The sequence below is a fragment of the Candidatus Accumulibacter sp. ACC003 genome, assembly GCF_907163085.1.
Lineage (GTDB): Bacteria > Pseudomonadota > Gammaproteobacteria > Burkholderiales > Rhodocyclaceae > Accumulibacter.
In genome coordinates this window covers 409603-433382 of the sequence record NZ_CAJQTX010000001.1, presented here as the reverse complement: position 1 = coordinate 433382, position 23780 = coordinate 409603, and the positions used below count along the sequence as shown (strand labels likewise).

Annotated in this window: 15 protein-coding genes and 4 tRNA genes; 7 read left to right on the top strand and 12 right to left on the bottom strand. The window is 64.4% G+C overall.

Annotation, left to right across the window (positions count from 1 at the left end; all coding sequences use genetic code 11):
• Positions 1-218 precede the first annotated feature (218 nt).
• The 6 genes from rplI to QZ656_RS01875 form a co-directional block, all read right to left on the bottom strand.
• On the bottom strand, positions 219-677 hold the full coding sequence (gene rplI / locus QZ656_RS01900) for a 50S ribosomal protein L9 (protein WP_291991787.1): 459 nt from the start codon (positions 675-677) through the stop codon (positions 219-221).
• 14 nt (positions 678-691) lie between these two features.
• Entirely contained in the window at positions 692-967 is a 276-nt protein-coding gene (gene rpsR, locus QZ656_RS01895; protein ID WP_291991786.1) for a 30S ribosomal protein S18, read from the bottom strand.
• Positions 939-1268 (bottom strand): primosomal replication protein N, encoded by a 330-nt coding sequence (priB, locus tag QZ656_RS01890; RefSeq protein WP_291992108.1) that lies wholly within the window; start codon positions 1266-1268, stop codon positions 939-941. Before priB ends, rpsR begins: the two co-directional genes overlap by 29 nt.
• 14 nt (positions 1269-1282) lie before the next feature.
• Complete coding sequence (rpsF, locus tag QZ656_RS01885) at positions 1283-1690, bottom strand: 30S ribosomal protein S6 (RefSeq protein WP_291991785.1); 408 nt, start codon at positions 1688-1690, stop codon at positions 1283-1285.
• A gap of 183 nt (positions 1691-1873) precedes the next feature.
• On the bottom strand, positions 1874-3280 hold the full coding sequence (locus tag QZ656_RS01880; protein WP_291991784.1) for a pyridoxal-dependent decarboxylase: 1407 nt from the start codon (positions 3278-3280) through the stop codon (positions 1874-1876).
• Between the two features lie 636 nt (positions 3281-3916).
• Positions 3917-4786 carry a putative RNA methyltransferase gene (locus tag QZ656_RS01875; protein ID WP_291991783.1) on the bottom strand — a complete coding sequence of 290 codons (870 nt, stop codon included), beginning with the start codon at positions 4784-4786 and terminating at the stop codon, positions 3917-3919.
• 1273 nt (positions 4787-6059) lie between these two features.
• Here QZ656_RS01875 and QZ656_RS01865 point away from each other — a divergent pair.
• Together QZ656_RS01865 and QZ656_RS01860 are read left to right on the top strand one after the other, a co-directional pair.
• Positions 6060-7760, top strand: a complete 1701-nt coding sequence (locus QZ656_RS01865) for an IS66 family transposase (RefSeq protein WP_291991782.1) — start codon at positions 6060-6062, stop codon at positions 7758-7760.
• Complete coding sequence (locus tag QZ656_RS01860; RefSeq protein WP_291991781.1) at positions 7757-8614, top strand: Druantia anti-phage system protein DruA; 858 nt, start codon at positions 7757-7759, stop codon at positions 8612-8614. The genes QZ656_RS01865 and QZ656_RS01860 overlap by 4 nt, the downstream gene beginning before the upstream one ends.
• An 88-nt stretch (positions 8615-8702) precedes the next feature.
• On the opposite strand, the gene QZ656_RS01855 is transcribed toward QZ656_RS01860, so the two are convergent.
• From QZ656_RS01855 to tsaE, 3 genes are all read right to left on the bottom strand, one after another.
• A tRNA-Thr gene (locus tag QZ656_RS01855) sits at positions 8703-8778 on the bottom strand.
• A 130-nt stretch (positions 8779-8908) separates the two neighbouring features.
• Positions 8909-10267 (bottom strand): N-acetylmuramoyl-L-alanine amidase, encoded by a 1359-nt coding sequence (locus tag QZ656_RS01850; RefSeq protein ID WP_291991780.1) that lies wholly within the window; start codon positions 10265-10267, stop codon positions 8909-8911.
• On the bottom strand, positions 10222-10725 hold the full coding sequence (gene tsaE, locus QZ656_RS01845; protein ID WP_291991779.1) for a tRNA (adenosine(37)-N6)-threonylcarbamoyltransferase complex ATPase subunit type 1 TsaE: 504 nt from the start codon (positions 10723-10725) through the stop codon (positions 10222-10224). The genes QZ656_RS01850 and tsaE overlap by 46 nt, the downstream gene beginning before the upstream one ends.
• Here tsaE and queG point away from each other — a divergent pair.
• Positions 10720-11841 carry a tRNA epoxyqueuosine(34) reductase QueG gene (gene queG, locus QZ656_RS01840; protein WP_291991778.1) on the top strand — a complete coding sequence of 374 codons (1122 nt, stop codon included), beginning with the start codon at positions 10720-10722 and terminating at the stop codon, positions 11839-11841. The two genes, tsaE and queG, sit on opposite strands and share 6 nt — an antisense overlap.
• Before the next feature lie 56 nt (positions 11842-11897).
• Here the strand turns inward: queG and QZ656_RS01835 are convergent, their stop codons facing one another.
• The 3 genes from QZ656_RS01835 to QZ656_RS01825 all read right to left on the bottom strand — a co-directional run bounded on the left by QZ656_RS01835 (position 11898) and on the right by QZ656_RS01825 (position 15116).
• Positions 11898-13538: an electron transfer flavoprotein-ubiquinone oxidoreductase gene (locus QZ656_RS01835; RefSeq protein ID WP_291991777.1), complete on the bottom strand. Its 1641-nt coding sequence runs from the start codon at positions 13536-13538 to the stop codon at positions 11898-11900.
• A 334-nt stretch (positions 13539-13872) separates the two neighbouring features.
• The gene (locus QZ656_RS01830) at positions 13873-14160 is read right to left on the bottom strand and encodes a putative quinol monooxygenase (RefSeq protein ID WP_291991775.1); all 288 of its coding nucleotides are present in this window, start codon (positions 14158-14160) and stop codon (positions 13873-13875) included.
• A 53-nt stretch (positions 14161-14213) separates the two neighbouring features.
• Positions 14214-15116 carry an oxygenase MpaB family protein gene (locus tag QZ656_RS01825; protein WP_291991774.1) on the bottom strand — a complete coding sequence of 301 codons (903 nt, stop codon included), beginning with the start codon at positions 15114-15116 and terminating at the stop codon, positions 14214-14216.
• Between the two features lie 232 nt (positions 15117-15348).
• On the opposite strand from QZ656_RS01825, the gene QZ656_RS01820 reads away from it, so the two are divergent.
• From QZ656_RS01820 to QZ656_RS01805, 4 genes are all read left to right on the top strand, one after another.
• Positions 15349-15425: transfer RNA gene (locus QZ656_RS01820), tRNA-Pro, on the top strand.
• A 59-nt stretch (positions 15426-15484) separates the two neighbouring features.
• A tRNA-Arg gene (locus tag QZ656_RS01815) sits at positions 15485-15561 on the top strand.
• 8 nt (positions 15562-15569) lie between these two features.
• Positions 15570-15645 (top strand) — tRNA-His (locus tag QZ656_RS01810).
• 497 nt (positions 15646-16142) lie between these two features.
• Entirely contained in the window at positions 16143-23780 is a 7638-nt protein-coding gene (locus QZ656_RS01805; RefSeq protein ID WP_291991773.1) for a type I polyketide synthase, read from the top strand.

Genomic DNA, 23780 nt, shown 5'->3' with positions numbered 1-23780 from the left:
GCCGCGCACCACGAGCGCCCGGACGTTGCGTGTTTTCGGAATTGCCTGAATCAGAATCGGAGGGACGGGCCATGGGCATCAGCTAGCGGCAAGAGAACGGACGAGGTCGCGAGTCTACCCCGATGCCGGGCCTTATTCCGGCGCCCGGACGCAAAAAAGCCTTGCTCGACGAGCAAGGCTTTTTCCCTGGCACCAGAAGACGGTGCCGGATCAAGGACCTACAGCTTGAACTGTTCGGCGACGATGGTGACGGTGATCGTCGCCAGGACGTCACTGTGCAAGGACACCTCGAGTTGGCTCTCGCCGATCGTCTTGAGCGGGCCGGCAGGCATGCGCACGTCCGATTTCTCGACCGTGAAGCCGAGAGCCCGCAGGCCATCGGCGACGTCAAAGTTGCTCACCGAACCGAACAGGCGACCGTCAACACCCGCCTTGCGCTCGATCCTGACGACCGCGCCGCCAAGCTTCTCGGCATACGCCTGGGCAGCCAGCAGCTTGTCAGCCGCCGCGCTCTCGAGTTCGGCCCGCTTGGCTTCAAACTCTTTCATCGTCGCCGACGTCGCACGCTTGGCTTTACCCTTCGGGATCAGGAAGTTGCGGGCATAACCATTCTTGACATTGACCAGATCACCGAGGCCGCCGAGGGTGCCAACCTTTTCCATCAGAATTACTTGCATCGTCTCGTCCTCGCTTACTGGTGATTATCGGTATACGGCAGCAGCGCCAGGAAACGGGCACGCTTGATTGCCACCGACAGCATCCGCTGGTAACCCGCCTTGGTGCCGGTCAGACGAGCCGGCATGATCTTGGCGTTCTCGGCGACGTATTCCTTGAACAGGTCGACGTCCTTGTAGTCGATCTCTTCCATCTTCTCGGCGGTGAAGCGGCAGAACTTGCGCCGCTTGAACAGACCACCACCACGTTTCTTGACGTTCTTGTCATCCTTCTTCTTGAAGAATCTTCCCATTTTGCTTTCCTTCGACAAATTCGATCGTTGTTACATGCAGTCTCGGCTGCTTGCTGTTGCGGCTCCTGGCGGCGAGAAAACCCGTCAAATGGAGCGCTGCGCCAGGACTTGCCGCTTGCAGCCACTGCGCCGTCGGACCCAGGGCAATCGCCTGGATTTCACACTCGACGCGGCGTTTGCTGCCGGCTTCGACCTGCTCTGACTGGTGCCCGATCAGGCATTCTGCTACGGGTACACCGGCTGGTGTAAAACGTAGCGCCTTGCGCTCGATCAGGATGCCAGTGAGCTCGACGCGGTTCAGCAGCGCCTCGACAATCAGGCGGCTGGTTCTGCGGCCGGTTCGGCAGCCTCTGCAGCGGCTTCAGCCGCGTCTGGAACACGCACTTCCAGCAGTGACTTGGACTTGTCGTCCTTCATCATCGGCGACGGCGCGCTGACCGCACGCTTGGTCTTGATCGTCAGATGCCGCAGGATGGCGTCGTTGAACTTGAAGCCGTGCTCGAGTTCGGTCAGCGTCGCGTTATCGCACTCGATATTCAGCAGCAGGTAGTGCGCTTTGTGCAACTTCTGGATCGGGTAAGCGAGTTGGCGGCGTCCCCAGTCTTCGAGACGATGAATCTGTCCGGCACGCGTGGTGATCAACGCCTTGTAACGCTCGACCATCGCCGGCACCTGTTCACTCTGATCGGGATGGATAATCAGAACAATTTCGTAATGACGCATGAACACTCCTTGTGGTTAAAGCCCCCCGCCATGCAAAACGGTGGGGCAAGGTGGAAAAACCGCGCATTATAGCCGCTTGCCGGCCTCCCGGGCAAGGCGCGTTTTGCCCAAGCGCGCTTTGCCCGCCGCACTTTGACCGAAAAATCCCCGGCCCAGATCGTGGCCAACGCTCGCCAGGCGCGCTCAGAGTGCCTGACCGATGGCGGCGATCGCGCGCGCCACGTCGTCTTCGTCGGTCGCGTAAGCACAAACCGAGACGCGCATGCAACGCCGCCCGCGCCACGTGGTGCACGCGAAGTGCGCGGCACCCGCGGCGACGACGCGCGCCGTCACCGCTTCGGTGCGGCGGTCGTGATCTTCATCCGTCGCCGTCGGTGATGGATCGGGAAAGCGCAGCAGGCCTTGATTGATCTGCGGCACGTGCAGGACTTCGACGCCCGGCAGTGCGCCGGCACCGCTGACCAGCGCGTGCGCATGGCGACAACAACCGGCCACCATCTGCGCGATACCCTCGCGACCCAGGCTGGCGATCGCCGCATAGGTCGCGAAACCGCGGCCGCGGCGGGAATATTCCGGATTCCAGTCGACCTGATCGCGGGCCACCAGCGAGTGCTCGAGGTAGGCGGCGTGGTGCGCCATCGCCTGGTAGTGCGCCTGGCGATCGGCGACAAAAGCGAAACCGCAATCGTAGGGAACATTGAGCCACTTGTGTCCATCGGTCGCCCAGGAATCGGCTTTGTCGACGCCGTCGGTGAAGTGACGGTGCTCGGGACTGGCCGCCGCCCACAGTCCGAAAGCGCCGTCGACGTGCACCCAGGCCTTGAACTCGTGCGCCAGCGGAATCAGTTCGTCGTAGGGATCAAAGGAACCGGTGTTAAGGTCGCCGGCCTGCAGGAGAACGATGTGCGCCGCATCGGGCGCGCTTGCCAGCGCCGCCCGCAAGGGCCCGGCGCGCAGCTGCCCGTTGCCGTCGGTCGCGATGTCGACCAGGCAATCGCGACCCAGGCCGAGAAGACGGACGGCGCGCTCGATGGTGCCGTGGCGTTGATCGCCGGTGAGCACGCGGATCGGCGGAGCACCGAGCAAACCCTGCTGCTCGACGTCCCAGCCCGCGGCGGCGAGAACGCCGTTGCGGGCGGCGGCGAGACACGTGACGTGCGCCATCTGGCAGCCGGTGACCAGCGCAAAACTGGCGGTGGGCGGCAGGCGCAGAAGGTCGAGCAACCAGCGACCACACACCTCCTCGATCACCGCGGCCGCCGGCGCGACCGCGAACATGCCGGCATTCTGGTCCCAGGTCGAGGTCAGCCAATCGGCTGCCAGCGCGGCCGGCAGCGTGCCGCCGATGACCCACGAAAAAAAGCGGCCACCGTTGCTGTGCGTCAAGCCGCCGGCGACGTCGCGGACCAACTGATCGACGACGGCGCGGGCATCGACCGAGCCGGCTGGCAAGGGCTTGCCGAGTCGCTCGCGCAGCTCTTCCAGACTGGCGCTGGCCGCGACCGGCGCCTCGGGCAGCGCCTCAAGATACGCCAGGGCGTGTTCGAGCGTCCGGCGAAGGAGTTCGGGATACGCAGAATCAGGCTTCATGGGCAGCTTTCGCAAGAAAGATCGCCGGCGACATAGCCAACGATCGCACTGGGCAGTATAGGCACGCCGCCCAGACAAGGTCCATCACGGAGTTCCTGACAGACCTGCACCAGCCGCGCTCATCGCCGTCGGCGAGCCGACGCGGCTGGCCTGGACGCGCCGCCAGTGTAGTGTTCACGCGCGATGGAACATACGAGGCCAGGGGCGCTGTTATGTCCGCCGCTCTCCCCGGTCTGACGGCGTGAGCGATTTCCTGGCGATGCGCCTGACCCGCACCGCGTCATTGCGAGGAGGCGCAGCCGACGTGGCAATCCAGAGAGCTTTCTCCTGGCTTTGGCAATACGGCGGCCGTGACGAAGCAAGAACGTCGTTGATCTCGGTGGCGGCAATTTCGAATACCAGTTGCTCGGCACCGGCGAACCACACGGCACGCTACGCTTCCTGGGCGCCTTCGACAAGGTCAGCTGGCGAAGCATGAGCTACGAAAACTGGAACGGCTTCACCGTCGACTGCCAAGGAAGTCTTTGCGACTCCCGAGCCCGCCAGTGTGGCGCTCCCTGGTCTCGCTCTCGTCGGCCTGGTCAGCAGCCGCCGCAAGCGCAACCAGGCGAGGCGCCCGCTCGGCAGGCACGGCGGCTACGGCCGCCGTTTCTCGGGCCGCCTACCGTCCCGCGTGAAACGCGTCAGACGTACGTCCACGGTCACCGACAGCGCCGTCAACTCGGCGGCCTGCGCGCGGCGTGCGGCGCTGGCGCGATAGAGATGCGGGGTCATCGCCAGCAGGTCGGCAATTGGCTGCGCACCGGCAAGGTCCAGAGCGTAGCGCACCGTTTCGCTCGACAAGTGGCTGAAGCCCGCCGGTGCCGACACGTCGGCAGAGCGTTTTGGCTTCAGCGACGGATAGATGATTTCGCGCAGTTCCCGCAGGTGGTCGACGCCGGCATCGATCTGCAGCAACAGACCGCCCGGCTTGAGCACCCGCGCAAACTCGGCGTAGACCGGGAAACCGAAAATGCACAGCAGGCGATCGAGCGTGCCCGGCTGCACAGGCAACCTGGCGTTGCTGCCGACGACCCAGTTGGGCTGTTGGTCCTGCTTCACCGCCGCCAGCACGGCCCACTTGGAAATATCCAGGCCAAGCAAGGCCAGCGTTTGTCCGTCGCGGCTCGCCGCCGCCAACTGGCGCAGGTAGTAGCCCTCACCGCAGCCGGCATCGAGGCAACTGGCGCTGCCAATGGCAGGCAGATCGGCCAGCGTCGCGCGGCTGAGCGCTTCGGCAATCGGCTGGTAAGAACCGCCATTCAGGAAGCGGCGGCGAGCCGCGACCATCTCCTTGCTGTCGCCCGGATCGCGCGAACGCTTGTTCTGTACCGGCAGTAGGTGGGTATACCCGTGACTGGCCACGTCGAAACTATGGCCCGCCGTGCAGCACCAGGTGGCCCCCCGGCAGTGCAAAGCGTCGCCGTCGAGCGGGCAGGCCAGCAACTGGAATGGGATGACGTTCATCAACGAAGCCTCTTGAAAAAATCCCGCGAAGCATCGGCTGTGCCGCTGCATTCGCTCGCCGGCAGCGATTGTAGTCGCGAGCGCAGCCTGCCTGGCCGAGCGGCCAAGTAAATGGCACCATTTTTCTCGCTTGGCGCGACGAGTCTCGTGCCTCGTTGGCTGCCTGACGGCCGTCGAGAATGTGCGGGCGATCATTGTCGCTGGCGCAGCAGCAGCCGGCCGCCGCTGATTAGCGATCGCGTGATGGCCGCCGGGCTAGCGTGCATCGCGGCGCTCGTCAGAGCCCACGGCGCACGGTCAATGGCCAAATCGCCTCCTTGATGACCGCTAACGATGTGCCGCAACAGGTGACGCTCGACGCGGTTCTGATCGCGCTTGCGGGGATGCCAAATGTGATTTGACGCCTGCCCAGCATACTGCAGCACACCAAGTGCCACGCGTAGCATGCAGCTGAGAGAGTAATGTGAGCGGCCGCCGACCACCCAAACCCTCCTGATGGCCCGCGGCAGCCGTGTGATCAACGCAGGTTGGCGGCGACACATGAGTATAGATCGCCGGCTTCGGCAGAGCAGATCGTCCAATGAGATCGAACGGCCAGATACCCACGGAGGCCTTGCGGCGGGTTGGTGGCACAGCATTGCCGTGGTCAGGACCTTTCGCCACAAGGGACTGGAAGCCTTCTCCCGCACTGCCAGCAAGGCTGGCATACAAGCTCACCATGCTGGCAAGCTTCGGTGCAGCTCACGACCTTGGCCAGTGCGCGAAGTCCTGACGACATGCATATGCGTCGGGATGGCGGCTGCATTCACTCAATCATGAACTGAAGGGATATCGGTCAGGGGTGACGGCGAACGGCACTTGGCGCCTGATCGAGTTTCTCCCCGCCTACGGGACTTTTGTAACGCGGACGTCACGCGCCGATGTCCTGTTGGCAGTAGGGCACGGTAAGCGCGGACGCTCCATTTCACAACGGCTTACGGTAGTGTCGTCCGCAAACGGACAAGCCGGCCGCCCACGAGAAGTGGCTCATTCCTCATTAGGTGAACGGCCACCGTCGCCGGCCATTCCTGCAGGACACCCGACGACGGTGGCATCATCGATACCGACCCCAATGAAGCGGTCGCTTTACAGCGAAAGTAAGCCCGGCGTAACCCCAACAAAAAGCCCGAGTAAGTATTCGGTGAACCCGTAGCCCCGCTTTTGGTCGGCGTGCGTCAGTCAGCGATTGGCGGACAGCCCGTAGATCTGGACACAGCAGCGGAAATCCGGCACCATGCGGCGCATGGACACGGGTGCGGACATCATTGGCGGAGGATCGGCGGCAAGTCACCGCCAAGTGGCGCCGTTCGCCGAGGTGTTGGTGACGCTAACCAAGGAGCAGGAGATCAAGCTCCGTTGGGAGGCCAGCTTCTGGCGGAGCCAACATCGACAAGCGCTGGTTCGGTTGGCGCAATCGGAGGCCGCTCATCGGGTGGAAATGGCGCAAGCGGCGGCGCGCGAGGCGGCCTTGCGCAGCGAACTGGAGCAGGCCAAGGGCAAGATCCGCGATCTGCAAAAACGCCTGTTTGGTCGCAAGTCAGAACGCTCTTCGGGAGCCGAGAAGAACCCGGCGGCGGACCAAAAATCGTCGCGAGCTCGAGGTCAGCAACCGGGAGCAGCGGGTCACGGGCGGAACCCGGAAAGTCACTTGCCGACGCAGATCGAGGTCATCGACATCGACTGCCCGCATTGCCCGGACTGTGGTCTGGGCTACGTCGACTTTCCCGGCACGGAAGACAGTGAAGTCCTCGAGATCGAGGTCAAGGCCTACCGCCGGAAGATCTGCCGGCGGCGCTACCGGCGGACCTGTCAGTGTCCGGGCGCGCGGGGTATTCTGACCGCGCCACCGCCGGCACGATTGATCCCGCGTGGAAAGTACGGCGTGTCGATTTGGGTGCACTTGCTGCTGTCGAAGTTCTTGTACGGCCAGCCGACGCATCGGCTTCTGCGAGACTTGTCCGACCACGGACTGACGCTCTCGGCAGGAACGGTGGCCGGCGGACTTCGTGCCTTGGCACCGCTGTTCGAGCCGCTTGAAGAAGCCCTGCTTGGCCAACTACGCAGCGAGAAACAGTGGCACGCAGACGAGACCCGCTGGCGGGTCTTTGCCGAGACCGAAGGGAAGGTCGGACATCGCTGGTATTTCTGGGTGTTCCACGGCCCATCGGTCATCCACTTCGTGCTCGACCCGAGCCGCTCGGCGGCGGTGCCGATCCGGGAGCTCTCCGGTAGCGCCGGAGGAGTCATCATCTGTGATCGCTATTCGGCCTACAAGAAGCTCGCGCGAGTCCTTGACCACTTCATTCTGGCTTTCTGCTGGGCACATCAGCGGCGTGATTTCCTGGAACTGGCCAACGCCCATCCGGAGCTCGCGGACTGGGCACTGGCCTGGGTCGAGCAGATCGCTCAGCTCTACCACTTGAATGGACGGCGCCTGGAAGTCCGTAGCGACCCAGTACAGTGGGCCGAACGCGACCGCGCCTTGCGGCAGGCGATCACGCAAATGGCCAGTCAACGGGAAAGCGAACTGGCGAACCCGGCGCTCAAAATGCCGGCGAGCAAGGTGCTGCGAAGCATGCGCAAACATTGGTCCGGCCTGACCGTCTTTGTCGACCGCCCCGAGGTGGCGATGGACAATAATGCCGCCGAGCGCGCACAGCGCACGCCGGTGGTCGCACGCAAGAACTTCTATGGGTCGGGCAGTCTCTGGTCCGGCGCACTCGCCGCGACGATGTTCAGCTTGCTGCTGACGCTGCGCTTGTGGGGAATCAACCCGCGCACCTGGCTGACGGCGTATCTGGAGGCCTGCGCCGCCAACGGCAACCTGCCGCCGACGGACTTGAGTGCCTTTCTGCCCTGGGCGATGGCGACCGATCGACTGGCTCAGATGCGTGGCATCCCGGTCGATCAGAGCCGTCCCATCGATAGCTCGTGAAGCCTTATTGCGGGCGTCACTTTACCGACGACGAACTGCAGGCCCTCTGCCGCCTGATCGAAGCCCATCCTGGCAGCAGCCGCGCGCAACTGTCGCGCCAGGTGTGTGAGCTCTTCGACTGGCGTAAGCCCAATGACGAGCTGAAGGATATGACCTGCCGGGTGGCCATGCTGCGTATGCAGGCCGACGGCCTGCTCACCCTGCCGGCGGCACGACGGGCCGCTCCTCGCCAACCCGAGTATCTGCCTACTCACGCCACCGATCCACAACCGGTGCTCACCCAGCCGGTGCATGAACTGCCGCCGCTGCGTCTGCATCAGGTCGTCGGTTCGGCGAACTCGCGTCTGTGGAACGAGTACATCGCCCGCTACCACTATCTCGGCCACACGCCCATGGCGGGCAGTCAGAGCCGCTACTTCGTCTTCGCCGGCGAGACCCTGGTCGCCTTGCTCAGCTTCGGCGCCAGCGCCTGGAAACTCGCCGCGCGCGAGCAATTCATCGGTTGGCACGATGAGCAGCGACAAAGGAACCTGCAACTGGTGGTGAACAATGCCCGCTTTCTGATCCTGCCCTGGATCCAGTGCAAGGGCCTGGCCTCCAAGATCCTCTCGCTCATGCAGCGGAAATTGCCCAAGGACTGGCTGGCGCGCTACGGCTACCGCCCCGTACTGCTCGAAACCTTCGTCGAGACGCCCCGCCATCGCGGCACCTGCTACCAGGCCGCCAACTGGATCAAGGTCGGTCAAACCGCCGGGCGAGGCAAGAAATGCCCCACCAGCAAGTCCATCCTCCCGATCAAGGACATCTGGCTCTACCCCCTTCACAGAGCCTTCCGATCAGTCCTCTGCCGCTAACCCTCCTCGGCAATGGCGCTGGCGCGCTACGGGTTGGCCGAATACTTACAAGCCCGACCTTGTGAGTCGGGCTAAGTGTTTGATTTACTGGTGCCGCTGGCCGGAATCGAACTGGCGACCTTCGCATTACGAATGCGCTGCTCTACCAACTGAGCTACAGCGGCACGGTGATCCTTGAAGCACGTGCAGGGTCGGCATTCTAGCAGCGCCGTCCGATATTTGGAACCGCTATTTACCACTTTGAACGTCTTTACCGCATCGCCTCGTGCCGTGCCGGCTCCGATCACGCTGAGCCTAGTCGAGCCTGGCCAGCGTCGACTTGGCGAGCGGCGGATTGAGCGCCAGGTATTTCTTGATCCCCGACAGGATCGCATCGGCCATCTTGTCCTGGTAAGCGTCGTCGTTCAGGCGCTTCTCCTCCTCTGGGTTCGAGATGAAAGCCGTCTCGATCAGAATCGACGGAATGTCGGGCGCTTTGAGAACGGCGAATCCCGCTTGCTCGACGCTGGCCTTGTGCAAGCGGTTGATGCCGCCGAGCTCGCCGAGAACGGCCTTGCCGAGCTTGAGGCTATCGCTGATCGTCGCGGTTTGCGAAAGGTCCAGCAGGGTGCGCGCCAGGACCGGATCCTTGACGTCGATATTGACGCCGCCGATCAGGTCGGAAGCGTTCTCTTTTTGCGCCAGATAGCGAGCCGCCGAACTCGAGGCGCCACGCTCCGACAGGACAAAGACCGAAGAACCGTTGGCCTCGGGGCTGACGAAGGCGTCGGCGTGGATGGAAACGAAGAGGTCGGACTGGATTCGCCGCGCTTTCTGCACGCGAGCGCCCAAGGGCACGAAGAAATCGGAGTCACGCGTTAGCGCGACGCGCATGTTCGGCTCGGCATCGATCTTCGCTCGCAAGCGCTTGGCGACGGCCAGCGTGACGTGTTTTTCGAAGCTGCCACCACGGCCGACGGCGCCGGGGTCCTCGCCGCCGTGTCCGGGGTCGAGGGTGATCGTCACCAGGCGATCGATCACCCCTTTGCCCTGACGCTTGCTGGGCGCCGGTTTCTGTTCGGCAAGCCTGTCGACCTTGCGCTCGCTGTTGACGTCCAGCCCCGTGTTGGGCTTGATATCGGCCGGCGTCGCCGGCGCTTTCTCGGCTGGCACCGGCCGCCAGTCCTTGCTGTCGAGCAACGACAGCAGCGGGTCGGGCGGTGCCAGGGGGTAGACGTCAAGGACCAGACGGTGCCCGTAGTTACCGACCGGCGCCAGCTCGAAGACCTGCGGCTCGACTTCGTTTTTCAATTCCATCACCAAACGCACGACACCCGGCTTGTAACGGCCGGCGCGCAGCAGCTTGATGTTGGGGTCGTCGGGCAGGACTTTCTTGCCAATGCTCTCGAGGACGCTGGTCAGCTCGACGCCTTCGAGGTCGACGACCAGGCGATCCGGGTCCTTCACCGTGAAGTGAGTGTATTTCAGGGGCGCGCTGTATTCGATCGTTACGCGCGTGTAGTCGGGAGCCGGCCAGACGCGAACCGCGACGACGCTCAGATTGCGATTGCTGCTGGCTTGCGATATCGGGCTGACCGTCAAAAACAAGGACGCACCGGCAAACTTGATCAGCCTGCGACGTCGCACCAGCCGCTCTTCAGAGCATTCAGACATATTCGCCCCTCCTCACTGCCCGCGACGACGTCCAGCGTCCGCCTCTCCCCAAGAATGTGGAAGAGAACGACCAGATCGGCCGCGGGCACGCAGCCGGCAGCCTTTTCGGGCCACTCGACCAAGCACACGGCATCGTCACGGAAGTATTCGCCAAGCCCTGCATCCAGAAATTCTTCAGGAAAGTTGAATCGATAGAAATCAAAGTGATACCAGTATATCCTCGAAATCACATAAATTTCAACCAAAGTATAGGTAGGGCTTTTGACGGGACCGACGTGGCCCAGGGCACGCAACAGCGCACGCACCAGCGTGGTCTTGCCGGCTCCCAGGTCGCCGTCCAGCCAGACGACCATTCCCGGCGTGAGCAAGGGCGCCAGATGGCGAGCAAGCGTGGCGGTTGCCAACTCGTCTGCCAGGTGCAGAGTCAGCGCTGACTGTTTATCATCCGGGCTATGCAAGAGAGGAACTCCCAAACAGGTGCTGGCCGCCGCGCGGCCAGCGGCGACGGCGATTATGCCAATATAGTGAGCAGGATCAAGGACTGGGGACGGGAACTCGGCTTTGCCTCGATTGGCATCGCCTGCGCCGATGTCGCAGCGGCGGCGCCGTGGCTGCTGCGCTGGCTGGCGCTGGGGCGGCACGGCGAGATGGATTATATGGCCAAACACGCGTCCTTGCGCGCCGCGCCCGAGCGGCTGCTGCCCGGCACGCTGACGGTCATTTCGGCGCGCCTGCCCTACTGGCCCGACGCCGCCGACGCCGAGCAGGTGCTTGCCGACAGCGAGTTGGCGTACGTCTCGCGCTACGCGCTTGGCCGCGACTACCACAAGACCGTTCGCCAGCGGCTGCAGAAGCTCGCTGACCGCGTTGCTCTGGAAGTGGCGGCGCTGGAGCCGGCGGCAGGCGCGTTTTCCTACCGTGCCTTTAGCGATTCAGCGCCGGTCATGGAGACCGAATTTGCCCGCCAGTCGGGTATCGCCTGGCGCGGCAAGCATACGTTGTCGCTGACCCGCGGCGGCTCCTGGCATTTTCTTGGCGAGATCTACACCAATCTGCCGCTGCCAGCCGACGCGCCGATCGCCGAGCACTGCGGTGACTGCCGGCGCTGCCTCGACGCCTGCCCGACCGGGGCGATCGTCGCACCCTACGAGGTCGACGCCCGCCTGTGCATTTCCTACCTGACGATCGAGTTGCACGGTGCCATCCCGCTGCCGCTGCGGCCGCTGATCGGCAACCGCATCTACGGCTGCGACGACTGCCAGTTGTGCTGCCCGTGGAACCGCTTCGGGCAGCTTGGCGACGCCGACTTTGCCGGCCGTAACGGTCTCGACGCGACGCCACTTGCGGAACTCTTTGCCTGGAGCGAAGAGCAGTTCAACACACGCCTGGCGGGCAGCCCGATCCGGCGGATTGGGCACCAACGCTGGCTGCGCAACATCGCCGTCGCCCTCGGTAACGCGGTCAGCTCGCCAGCCGTCATCGCGGCGCTCGCAACACGCCAGAACGACTCGTCGGCGCTGATCCGCGAACACGTCGCGTGGGCGCTCGCCAGGCACGCCGGCCAAGGCATGTAACAGACGCTGGCGCTGTTCCCGGCGGCCGACCGGCAGTGGTGCAAGGCAGCGGCCGTTCACATATTCGGATAGTTCGGCCCGCCACCGCCCTCGGGTGCCACCCAGCGAATGTTTTGCGTCGGGTCCTTGATGTCGCAGGTCTTGCAGTGCACGCAGTTCGCCGCATTGATCTGCAGGCGCGGACCAGCGGCCTCTTCGACGATCTCGTACACCCCCGCCGGGCAGTAGCGTTGCTCGGGCGATGCGTACTCATTGAAGTTGACGCTGATCGCCTTGCTGCTGTCGAGCAACTGCAGATGAACGGGCTGCTCTTCTTCGTGCGCCGTATTCGAGATGAATACCGACGACAGCCGATCGAAACTCAGGATACAGTCGGGTCGAGCGTACTCGATCGGTTGGAAGTTGGCAGCCGGCTGCAGTTGCTGGTGGTCGCTGGTTTCGTCCTTGAGCGTGAAGAACATCCGACCAGCGAACAGGTTTTGCTGAATCCAGTTGAATGCGCCGCCCATGAAGGTGCCGTACTTGTGCAGCGCCGGTCCGAAATTGCGTGCCAGATGGAGTTCCGTGTACAGCCACGAAGCCTTGAAGGCATCGTCATAAGCGAGCAAATCGGCGCGCCCTTCGTCACCGGCTTGCAAAGCGGCGTTGACCGTTTCGGCAGCGAGCATCCCCGACTTCATCGCCGTGTGGATGCCCTTGATCTTGGCAAAGTTCAGCGTGCCGGCGTCGCAGCCAAGCAGCAACCCACCCGGGAAAGTCTGCTTCGGCAGGCTGTTCAGGCCACCCTTGGTAATCGCTCGCGCGCCGTAGCACAGGCGTTTGCCACCTTCCAGATACTTGCTGATCTCGAGCTGCGATTTGAAGCGCTGGAACTCTTCGAAGGGAGAGAGGTAGGGATTGGCGTAGTTGAGATCGGCGATCAGACCCACGGCAACCTGATTGTCTTCGAGATGATAGAGAAAGGAACCGCCGGTCGCGCCATGCTCGCTGAGCGGCCAGCCAGCGCCGTGAGCGACCAGACCGGGCTGGTGCTTGGCCGGATCGATCTGCCACAACTCCTTGATCCCGATGCCATAGTGCTGGGCTGTTGCGCCGTTGGCCAGGTCGTATCTGGCGATCAGTTCCTTGCCGAGTTGGCCGCGCGCACCCTCGGCAAACAGCGTGTACTTGGCGTGCAACTCGAGGCCAGGCTGAAAACTGTCCTTGGGCTCGCCTTTCTTGTCGCGTCCCAGGTCACCGGTCGCCACGCCCTTCACCGAAGCATCGTCGTTGTAGAGCAGCTCGGTGGCGGCGAATCCCGGAAAGATCTCGACGCCGAGCGCTTCCGCCTGCTCGCCCAGCCAGCGACAGAGGCTACCCAGACTGATGACGTAGTTGCCCGTATTGTGCATCGGCGCCGGTACGGCAAATGCCGGCAACCTGACCGCCTTGCTCTGGCTGCGATAAAGATAGACCTGATCTTCGCTGACCGGCGTCTGTACCGGCGCTCCCGAGGTCTGCCAGTCGGGCAACAGCTCGTCGAGCGCCCGCGTCTCGAACAAGGCGCCGGACAGGATGTGCGCACCGACCTCGGAACCTTTCTCCAGCACCATCACCGATAGCTCGGCGTTCAGCTGCTTCAGGCGAATCGCCGCGCTCAAACCCGCCGGGCCCGCTCCGACAATCACCACGTCGTAGGGCATCGCTTCACGTTCCATCTTCGCTCCCATAAGTCTTCTCGATCGATGCGAGGCCGAGCGCCGATTCGTCGATTCGCCGAGTGAGCCAGGAGGCTCGCCGGTTACCGCTGGCGCCCATCAGTCGCGGCTTATTAAGGCGTATACCGCAGCCGGCAATTATGGTCAAGGTCATGGCGGCAATGGCCCCCGCCACGTCCACCATTACCCAATCCATTGACATATTGACCGCCGCTACCGTGCGCGCCGCGATGCAGACCACGAGCTCTGGCCACCAGGATTGACGCCGAGCGCCATTCGCAGCCACGCAGACGGCTCACGCATCACCGGCGCCCGCGGCTCGCGCGCTGGCAGCTCAGGTGACTTGCCTGAAGCGATGGATCAAGGGCTGTTGCGCCAGCAGCTCGCCAGCCTGCGCGATCGCCCGCGCGACGTGCGGCGTCGCCAGATGCGCGTCGGCGGCCGCCTGATCGGCCCAGCGCTCGAGCGTCACGAATTCGCGCGCATCGTCCTGATTGTGGAACAACTCGTAGCTCAGGCAGCCGGCTTCGCCACGACTCGGACCGCACAGCTCCTGCAGCACCAGGCGCAGCGCCGCCTCACTACCTGCCCGAGCCGTCAGCCGGGCCATGATTCTGATCATCGTCTTCTCCTCCTTGCCACGATTGTCACGAGCGGCCAAGACCAGCCGCCCGATCAGGCGTCTTCGCCGCTGTCGGCTGTTCTGGCCTGACCGGAGAATGGGCAGCGCGTCGCCGCCGCCTCGCCTGCCCGGCCAGCGGCCGGCGGACCCAGCGATTCGATGCAATAGCCCCCGGGATAATCGGCTCGCGGAATTTGCGTTCGCCGCTTCGGCCGCTGGCGCGGTGGCAGCCAGCGTAACAGCCTGGCGCGTGTGCGCAGCGCTGTGGCCACCAGCCACGCCAGCCAGGACGGCGGCGGGCGCAAATCGAATGCGGCCAGCAGCGGTGGATCGAGCAAAGCATGAATACTGCGGCGGACAAGCGGCCGCAGCAACGCCGGGAACCAGGCGGCAAAGAGTTCACGGGTCGCCAGGGCGACCTTGCGACTGGCCGGCGTACAACGGAAATTGCGCGCTTCGTAGCGGCGACTATAGCGCTCGAATTCTCCATAGTCCTCCGGGATATCCCGGATCAGCAAGCGTTCGCCGACCTGCCTCCAGAACCAGAACCAGGCCTGCGTTTCCACTTCGCTCATCAGCCGCCAGCCAAAACGTTGATTCCAGCGAATCGGTTCAAAAACAAAGCTTGACAGCACGTAAAGGAAATCGTCGTTGGCAATCCGGAAACGTCCATGCAAAGCATTGATGCGCGCGATCGCTCGCGACCCGCGCGGGCTATCGAAACCATGTTCGATGATTTCACTCACCAACAGATCGGTATCGTCGTAGCGCTTCTGCGCACGCGCCTCGAATTCACCCGTGCCGTGCAACAGGCCGCCGATGCGTGCCGCCGCAAAAGTGCGGAACAGCGCCAGTTCGAGCGCTCGCGTCGTATCCCATGGGAAAGCAATGGTCGCCAGATGACAGGCAATCTGCTGGCAATCGCGTCTCGGATCGGCTGCTGTAATTTGGGCCATGACTTTCGCCTCGCGGCTTCGCTTGACGGCATTATAGACACTGCGCCAGCGACTCGATGCGGCTCCCGTGGCGAGCCGGCGAGCACCGGCCAAACACTTTGCCAGACGAGCTTGCGCGCAGACGCGCGGACAGCTGCTGTGATCGCCCGCGCAGCGCCAATTACAAAGCTCACAAAATCACCACCTACGTCATTGACCACCGCCATCTCAGCTTGTAGAATGCGCGCTTTCTCGGGGCGTAGCGCAGCCTGGTAGCGCATCTGCTTTGGGAGCAGAGGGTCGTGAGTTCGAATCCCACCGCCCCGACCAGTTGCACAAGTTAAAATGGCCGTACTCGCGGGACTTCCTGCCCAGGAAATCTCGCACTTGCGCCCGTAGCTCAACCGGATAGAGCACCGGCCTTCTAAGCCGGGGGTCGTGAGTTCGAGTCTCGCCGGGCGCGCCAGATCAATGGCGGTGTTAGCTCAGTTGGTAGAGTACTGGATTGTGATTCCAGTTGTCACGGGTTCGAGCCCCGTACATCGCCCCAACAACCACGCCTCCAGCCGGAGCCGGCAAGGATTTGCCAATTGTCGTTAGCTTTCGTCTCCGCTGGTGGCAGTAAATCGGCAAGTAACAGTCAGCAACGACGCCCAGCGGTGACGGCAGCAACTTGCCGACTGCTGACCCAGCGTCGTGCGACAGGAACTTCCGAAACGGAACCTGGCCATGCTCGCCGCCGGTGAACGAACGACGACGACAGCAATCGCCACACCCGCCGCAACGGTGGGCGTTCGGGCAACTTCGGCGCGGCATCCGCAGCCAGCCATAGCCGCGAACGCAGCCGCCACACCAAGACCCTGCATTACCACGCCATCGTCAGCCGACGATGCGGCGCCACGGTCGACGAGGCTGTCGATCAGCTCGTCCCTGACCCTATTGGCCGTGCCAGCGTGAGCAGGCGATGAACGGCTAGACCCGAGTTTCCAGGACCGATCAATGCGCTCGTCAGGAGCGACCCCGATAGCAACGGAGAGACGAACAAGCATGACAGGGCGCGTGGCCATCATCGGCTATTCCTTCAGGATGCCGGGAACAAGTAGCAGCCAGTATTGGCAGGATCTGCTGGACGGCAGAGATCTGGTGACCGAAGTCGACCCGCAGCGCTGGGCGCACGACGCTTTCCTCCATCCGCGGCGAAACCATCCCGGCAGCAGCTATACCTTCGCCGCCGGATCGATCGGCGAAGTCGCCACCTTTGACGCCGCCTTCTTCGGCATCTCGCCGCGTGAAGCCGCGCTGATGGACCCACAGCAGCGCTTGTTGCTCGAAATGAGCTGGGAAGCGCTGGAAAACTCCGGCATCCGGCCATCGGCCTTGCGCGGCAGTCGCTGTGGCGTCTACGTCGGCATCGCCAGTGCCGACTACTCGTATCGCCTCGCCGACGACCTCGGGGTGATCGATTCGACGACCGCTACCGGCAACACGGCGAGCATCGCTGCCAACCGCATCTCGTACGTCCTCGACCTGCGCGGCCCGAGCATGGCCATCGATACCGCGTGTTCGTCATCGCTGGTCGCCTTTCACCAGGCGTGTCGCTCGATCGTCTCGGGCGAAAGCACGCACGCACTGGCCGGCGGCATCAGCCTGCATCTGCATCCGTATGGATTCCTGGTCTTTGCCAAAGCGTCGATGCTCTCCCGGCGCGGCCGCTGTAATGTCTTTGACGCCGCCGGTGACGGCTACGTCCGCTCCGAGGGCGGCGGCATCTTCGTCCTCAAGGATTACGATCAGGCGCTGATCGACGGCGACCCGATCGTCGCTGTGGTCGTCGCCTCGGCGGTCAATACCGACGGCCGCAAATCGGGCCTGACGGTACCGAGTCCACAGGCGCAAGCCGCCCTTCTTGAAGAGACTTACGCGCAAGCCGGCATCGACCCCGCGGCCATCGACTACCTCGAGGCACACGGCACCGGCACGGCCGTCGGCGACCCGATCGAAACACTGGCCATCGGCAACGCGCTCGGCAAACGCCGGCCGGCCGGCCAGCCGCTGCCGATCGGCTCGGTGAAAAGCAATCTCGGCCACCTCGAAACGGCCTCGGGAGTCGCCGGCCTGCTCAAGGCCCTGCACTGCCTGAAGCACCGGCTGGTGCCGGCAACGATCGGCGTACGCACGCCCAATCCACACATCAAGCTCGCCGAATGGAACCTGAAGGTCGTCACCGAGCCGCTGCCGCTGAAGAAGAGCGGCACGCTGATTGTCGGCGTCAACTCTTTCGGCTTCGGTGGCTCCAACGCGCACGTCATCGTCGAAAGCGAGCCGCTGCGCGCGGCGCCGTTGGCACCGCTAGCCAGCCTGCTGCCGATCATCGTCTCGGCGCGCGACAGCGTCGCCCTGGCCGCAGCTGCCAGCGACCTGGCCGGCTTCCTGGGCGAGACCAGCGCTGCCACGCTGTACGACATCGCGCATGCCGCGGCTTTCCGGCGCGACTGGCACGAGCAGCGGGCGATCGTCTTCGCGCAAGACCGCGCGACCGTCGCCAAGGCACTGCTCGACTTTGCCGATGGCCGCGTTGACGGCGGCGCCGTCGCCAGTGGTAGTGCGCTGCCGGCGCCGCGCGGAGCCGCGTTCATCTATACCGGCAATGGTTCGCAATGGGCCGGCATGGGGCAACGCCTGCTCGCTGAAGAACCCGTATTCCGCGCCGCGATCCGCGAAGTCGACGCGCTGTTCGGGTGTTATGCCGACTACTCGCTCGAAGACGAGCTCGCCGGCCGCAATGGCGAAGCGCGCTACCAGCGTACCGAGTTCGCGCAACCGGCCTTGTTTGCCATGCAGGTGGGAATCACGCGGATGCTCGCGCAGCGTGGCGTCACGCCGGTGCTCGTCGCCGGTCACAGCGTCGGTGAGGTCGCTGCTGCGTGGGCATCGGGAGCGCTGAGCCTGGCGCAGGCGGTCGAGGTCGTCCACCATCGCAGCCGGCTGCAGGAAACGACCAGGGGCCAGGGACAGATGACCGCGGTCGCCCTCGAACAGCAGGCAGCGCGCCGGCTGCTCGCGGAACTGGGCCTCGACGCCGTGCTCGCCGTGGCCGGGATCAACAGCGCGCGCGGCGTGACCATCGCCGGCGACGTGCAGCACCTCGTCGTTCTCGAGTCGGCGCTGGCCAGGAGCGCGGTCTTCCACAAACGACTCGACCTTGATTACGCATTCCACAGCCCGGCGATGGATGGCATCGAAGTCGCGCTGAAAGAGGCGCTGGCCGCGCTGCAGCCGAGCGAGACGCTCGTCCCCTTCTGCTCGACAGTCACTGGCGAGACCTTGCCCGGCCGGCAACTCGACGCCGCCTACTGGTGGCACAATATTCGCCAGCCGGTGCAGTTCGAAGCGGCGGTCCAGGCCATCCTCGACGACGGCATCAATGTCTTTGTCGAAATCGGCCCCAGTCCGATTCTCCGCGGCTACCTCAACGACGGCCTGAAGGCGCGTGCCATCGACGGCCGTGTCATCGCCACCGCCTTGCGTGACGACGACTCGCCACAGCGCATCTGGAGCGCCGCCAGCCAGGCAGTGATCGCCGGCGCCAGCCACGATTGGCAGCAGTTTTTCCCGCAAGCGGCGGGCTTCGTCGAGCTGCCCAACTACCCGTGGCAGCGCGAGCGCCACTGGCACCCGGTCACTGCCGAATCGGCCGGCCTGCTCTATCGCCACAAGCTGCACCCCTTGCTCGGCTACGCGCTGCAACAGCACGAACTGACCTGGGAAAACCAGCTCGATACGCGGCTTTATCCAGTTCTTGCTGACCACGTCGTCGGCGAAGCAACGATCTTCCCGGGTGCCGGCTTCGCCGAGCTGGCGCTGGCCGCCGCCCTGCTGTGGCAGGCCGACGACCTGACGGCGATCGAAGACCTCGAGATTCGTACGCCGCTGCTGATCGAAGACGAGCGCTCGACCATCATCCGCTCGACGATCGACGCGGACGACGGCGGCGTGACGATCGCCAGCCGGGAGCAGCTCGGCAACGATCCGTGGACCGTGCACTGCACGGCGCGCGTTCGCTGCGAAGCTGACGACAGCCTGCTGAGCGAGAAAGCCCCGGCGCTACCGACCCGCGACCCGGATTTCGACCACGCCAGCCACGCCGCCCTGACGCAAGCCGCCGGCCTTGCCTACGGAGCCGCTTTCCAGTGCATCGAGCACGGCTGGGTACAAGGCAACGCGGTGCTGGCGGTCTATCGGATCCCGAGCAGCATCGACCTCGAGCTCGAACAGACGCACCTCCACCCGGCGCTGCTGGACTGCGCCTTCCAGCTCGTCTTCCAGCTGCTGAAAGACGCCATTGGCGAACATCGCGGTCTGGCCTTCGTGCCGGTCCGCATGGGACGCATTGCCTTCCGTCGCGGCATGGGCCGACCAAGCCTGGCGCGCGCGAGGCTGCTAAAGCACGGTTCGCGCTCGCTGCGCGCCGACTTCGCGATCTTCGCGGCCGACGGTAGGACCATCGCCGTCGTCAAGGACGTTCTCTTTCGCAGCGTTCGCCTGAGCAGGAATGCCGCCGACCAACTGCGCTGCCTGGCCTACCACGGCACACCCAGACCGCACCCGCTGACGCCGCACGGCAAGCCGGGAATCGCTTTCGACGGTGTTCGTTCGGCGCTTGCCGAACTGACCCGGCGCGCGGCGCTGAAAGGAACGCATCGCCGCTACTCGGAAGAAGTCGATCCACTGCTCGACACCCTGTGCAGCCGCTTTACGCGGCAGGCACTGCTAGAGCTGTCAGCCGATGGGCAAAGCTTGTCAGCGCAGGCAATCGCCGCCTGCCAGAGCAACGCCAGCGAGGCTTTCCTGGCGCGCCTGCTGTCGCTGGCCGAGGACGATCAGTCGCTGCTGCGCACCGCCGACGGCTGGGAAATCGTTCCCGACGCGCGCGATCAGTCGTCGGCGCAGGACATCTGGAACAGCCTGCTGGCCGACGACCCCGATTACTTCCAGATCGTCCATTCGGTCGGGCGTATCGGCATGCATCTGGCGCCGCTGTTGACCGGTGCAGCAACGCTGTCCGAGATTTGCCCACAGGAGTCGTCGCGGGCAACGCTGCTGCGGCAAGTGCTGGGCAGCAGCGGCAAAGAGAAGCTTGGCCGCGCACTGCGCGTGCTGATCGGCCGTGGACTGAAAGATCTGCCCGAAGGAAGACGGCTGCGGATCGTCGAGATCAGCGAGGGCGCACCCTCCTTCGCCATGGACGCGTGTATCGCCCTGGACTTCAACCGCGGCGATTATTGCTTTGCCAGCACCTCGCCGGCGACGCTGGACGAGGAGCGCGACCGACTGCGCGAATGCTCGCCGGAAATCACGACGCAACTGATCGGCGGTCCGCCGGAAGCGATTTCGACGAACTCGACACACTCGGCCAACGGCACCGGCTGCGCGCTGGCAATCGTCGTACTCGACTTCGCGACGCTCGAGAAAACCCTGCAGGCGCTCGACCATGCGCGCCGCTGCCTGGCCGCCGGCGCCTCGCTGATCGTCGTCGGGCAGCACCCGTCGCGCTGGATCGACTTCGTCTTCGGCGCGCGCCAGGACGGCTGGTCGCGATCCGACGGCGGTGATTGGCGGTCGACTCAGCGGCCGAGCTTCTTCTGGCAGCAACAACTCGAGCAATCGGGCTTTGCCCGCTGCGAGCTATTCGAGTTTTCGCCGGACACGCTGTCCGGCCCCTACCTGCTGCTTGCGCAGCTCGCCGAGGAACACGGCACGGCCCACAACGCGCCACGAGTGGCGCTGCGTAGCTGGGTCCTGCTTGCCGACCAGGTCGGCTTTTCGGCCAAGCTCTCCGATCAGCTCGCCAGGAAGCTACAGGCGCGCGGCGATCTGGTGATTCAGGCGAGCACCGGCGACACCACAAAAATTGCGTCGCTGCTCGCCGAAACCACCGGCAACTACGGCGAACTCGACGGCATCGTTTATCTCGCAGGCCTCGTCGCGGAGCCGTCCAGCATGCCGGCGGTAGACCTTGTCGAGCAGCAGGTCGCGCGCTGCGCCACCGCCGCGAGCATCTTCCAGGCATGTGCGCAAGCGAAGACGAGCAGCACCTGCTGGCTGATCACCGCCAATGCCGGCAGCCACCTGCTGCCTGGTCGCCACGCCAGCGATACCGCCGACGCCGCGCTCTGGGGATTCGGCCGGACGATGCTCAACGAGGTCGACGGCTGCGCAATCCGCCTGATCGATCTGGAAACGCCGCTGGCGATTGAAACCGCAGCGACCGCGCTGGACAAGGAGTTTGAACAGCCCGACGGTGAAAACGAGGTGCTGCTGACCGCCAGCGGCGAGCGCTACGCCTTGCGCCTGCGCGTCGAGGAACGCCCCGACGCACTACTGCCGGCGCCAATCGACGCACCGACGGTGTCGCTGGGCTTCGAATTTCCGGGCCAACTGCGCAATCTGCGTTGGCAAGCGCAGCCGCGTCGCGATCTCGACCCCGAGCAGATCGAGGTCGAGGTGCAGGCCACTGGCCTGAACTTCCGCGACGTCATGTACGCGCTCGGTCTGCTCGCCGACGAGGCGATCGAAAACGGTTTTGCCGGCCCGACGCTGGGTTTCGAGTTTGCCGGTACGGTCTCTCGAAACGGGCGCGAAGGCTCTGCTTTCAGCGTCGGCGACCAGGTCGTCGGCTTCGGCCCGTCGAGCTTCGGTAACCGGGTGGTGACCCAGGCAAGCGCCATCGCGCATATTCCGCCCGGAATTTCCTTCGAAGCGGCAGCGACGATTCCCAGTACTTTCTTCACTGTCTATTACGCGCTGCATCACCTGGCACGCCTGCAGCCGGGCGAAAAGGTGCTGATCCATGGCGCCGCGGGCGGCGTCGGGATTGCCGCCGTCCAGGTCGCGAAATGGCTCGGTGCCGAGATCTACGCGACCGCCGGATCGGATGAAAAACGCGACTTTCTGCGCCTCCTCGGCGTCGACCACATCTTCGATTCGCGCTCGCTGGCCTTCGCCGACCAGATCATGGCGCAGACCGCTGGGCAAGGCCTGGACGTCGTTCTGAATTCGCTCGCCGGCGAAGCGATCAACCGCAATTTCCAGGTGCTGAAGCCCTTTGGCCGCTTTCTCGAACTCGGCAAACGCGATTTTTACGAAAACACGCGCATCGGCCTGCGGCCGTTCCGCAACAACATCAGCTACTTCGGCATCGACGCCGACCAGTTGATGCTGGTGCACCCGGAGCTCACCCGCCGCCTGTTCGCCGAGATCATGGAACTGTTCGCCGACGGCGTCTTCCACCCGCTGCCGTACCAGAGCTTCGAGGCCGACGATATCGTCGACGCCTTCCGCTACATGCAGCAGGCCCGCCAGATCGGCAAGATCGTCATTACCTATCGGCACGGCATCAACCGGGTGCACGCCCCCGAAGCGCCGACCCGCCAGCGCCTGCAACTGGCCGCCGACGCGTCGTATCTGGTCACCGGCGGCCTGCAGGGTTTCGGCCTGCGCACCGCCGAATGGCTGGCCAGCAAGGGCGCGCGACAGCTGATCCTGATCAGCCGCAGCGGTCCGGAGTCGGACGAAGCACGGCAGGCGATCGAGCGACTCGAAAAGCAAGGCGTACGCGTATACGCCGCCGCCTGCGACGTCACCGACCGCGCTGCTCTGGCGGCGCTGCTCGCCGAGACCGCCGGCACGCTGCCGCCACTGAAGGGGATCGTCCATGCGGCGACGGTAATCGACGACGGCCTGGTCGCCAATCTCGACGGCGAGCGGATTCGCCGGGTGCTCGAACCGAAAGCGCTTGGCGCGCGTCATCTGCACGAACTGACGCGCGACCACGGTCTCGATCTGTTCATTCTTTTTTCGTCGGCGACGACGGTCTTCGGCAACCCCGGGCAGGCCAGCTACGTCGCCGCCAACACGGCTCTGGAAGCGCTCGCCGCGTATCGCCGGTCGATTGGGCTGTGTGCCACGTGTATCGGCTGGGGACCGATCGACGACGTCGGCTTCCTGGCGCGTAACGAAGCGATCAAGGAGGCGCTGCAGAACCGCATGGGCGGCGCGGCACTCCACTCAGCGGTCGCGCTCGAGGCGCTCGAGGAGATGCTATTGGCCGATCGTTCGGGCCTGGCGGTGCTCGACTTCGACTGGAACGCCCTGAGCCGCTTGCTGCCGACGGCGAACAGTCCGAAATTCCAGGAGCTGGTCTGGCACGCCGAAGGCAGCGACGCCCAGGAGGACCAATCGGAAGACATCCAGCGACTGCTGACCGAGCTTTCCGACGAGCAACTGCTGGCGGCGTTCATCGACATCCTGCGTGGCGAGATCGGCGAGATCCTGCGCGTCGCCGCCGACAAGATCGACGCCAACCGTTCGCTCTACGACATGGGTCTGGACTCGCTGATGGGCGTCGAACTGATGATCGCCCTGGAAGCGCGTTTTGGCATCCGCCTGCCGGTAATGGCCATCAGCCAGAGCCCGACGATCGCCAAACTGGCGGCGCGGGTCATTCAACAACTGCGCGGCACCGGCGAGGACCTCGACTCCGACGACGGCGCGGCGCGCCTCGCACAACAGGTCGAGCAGGTGGCCAGACAGCAAGGCGCCGACGCCTCGCCGGAACTGCTCGCCAGCGTGGCACAAGACGTGCGCGCCAGCCACCGCGCCGCGCCGGCCCCGGAGATCATTTAG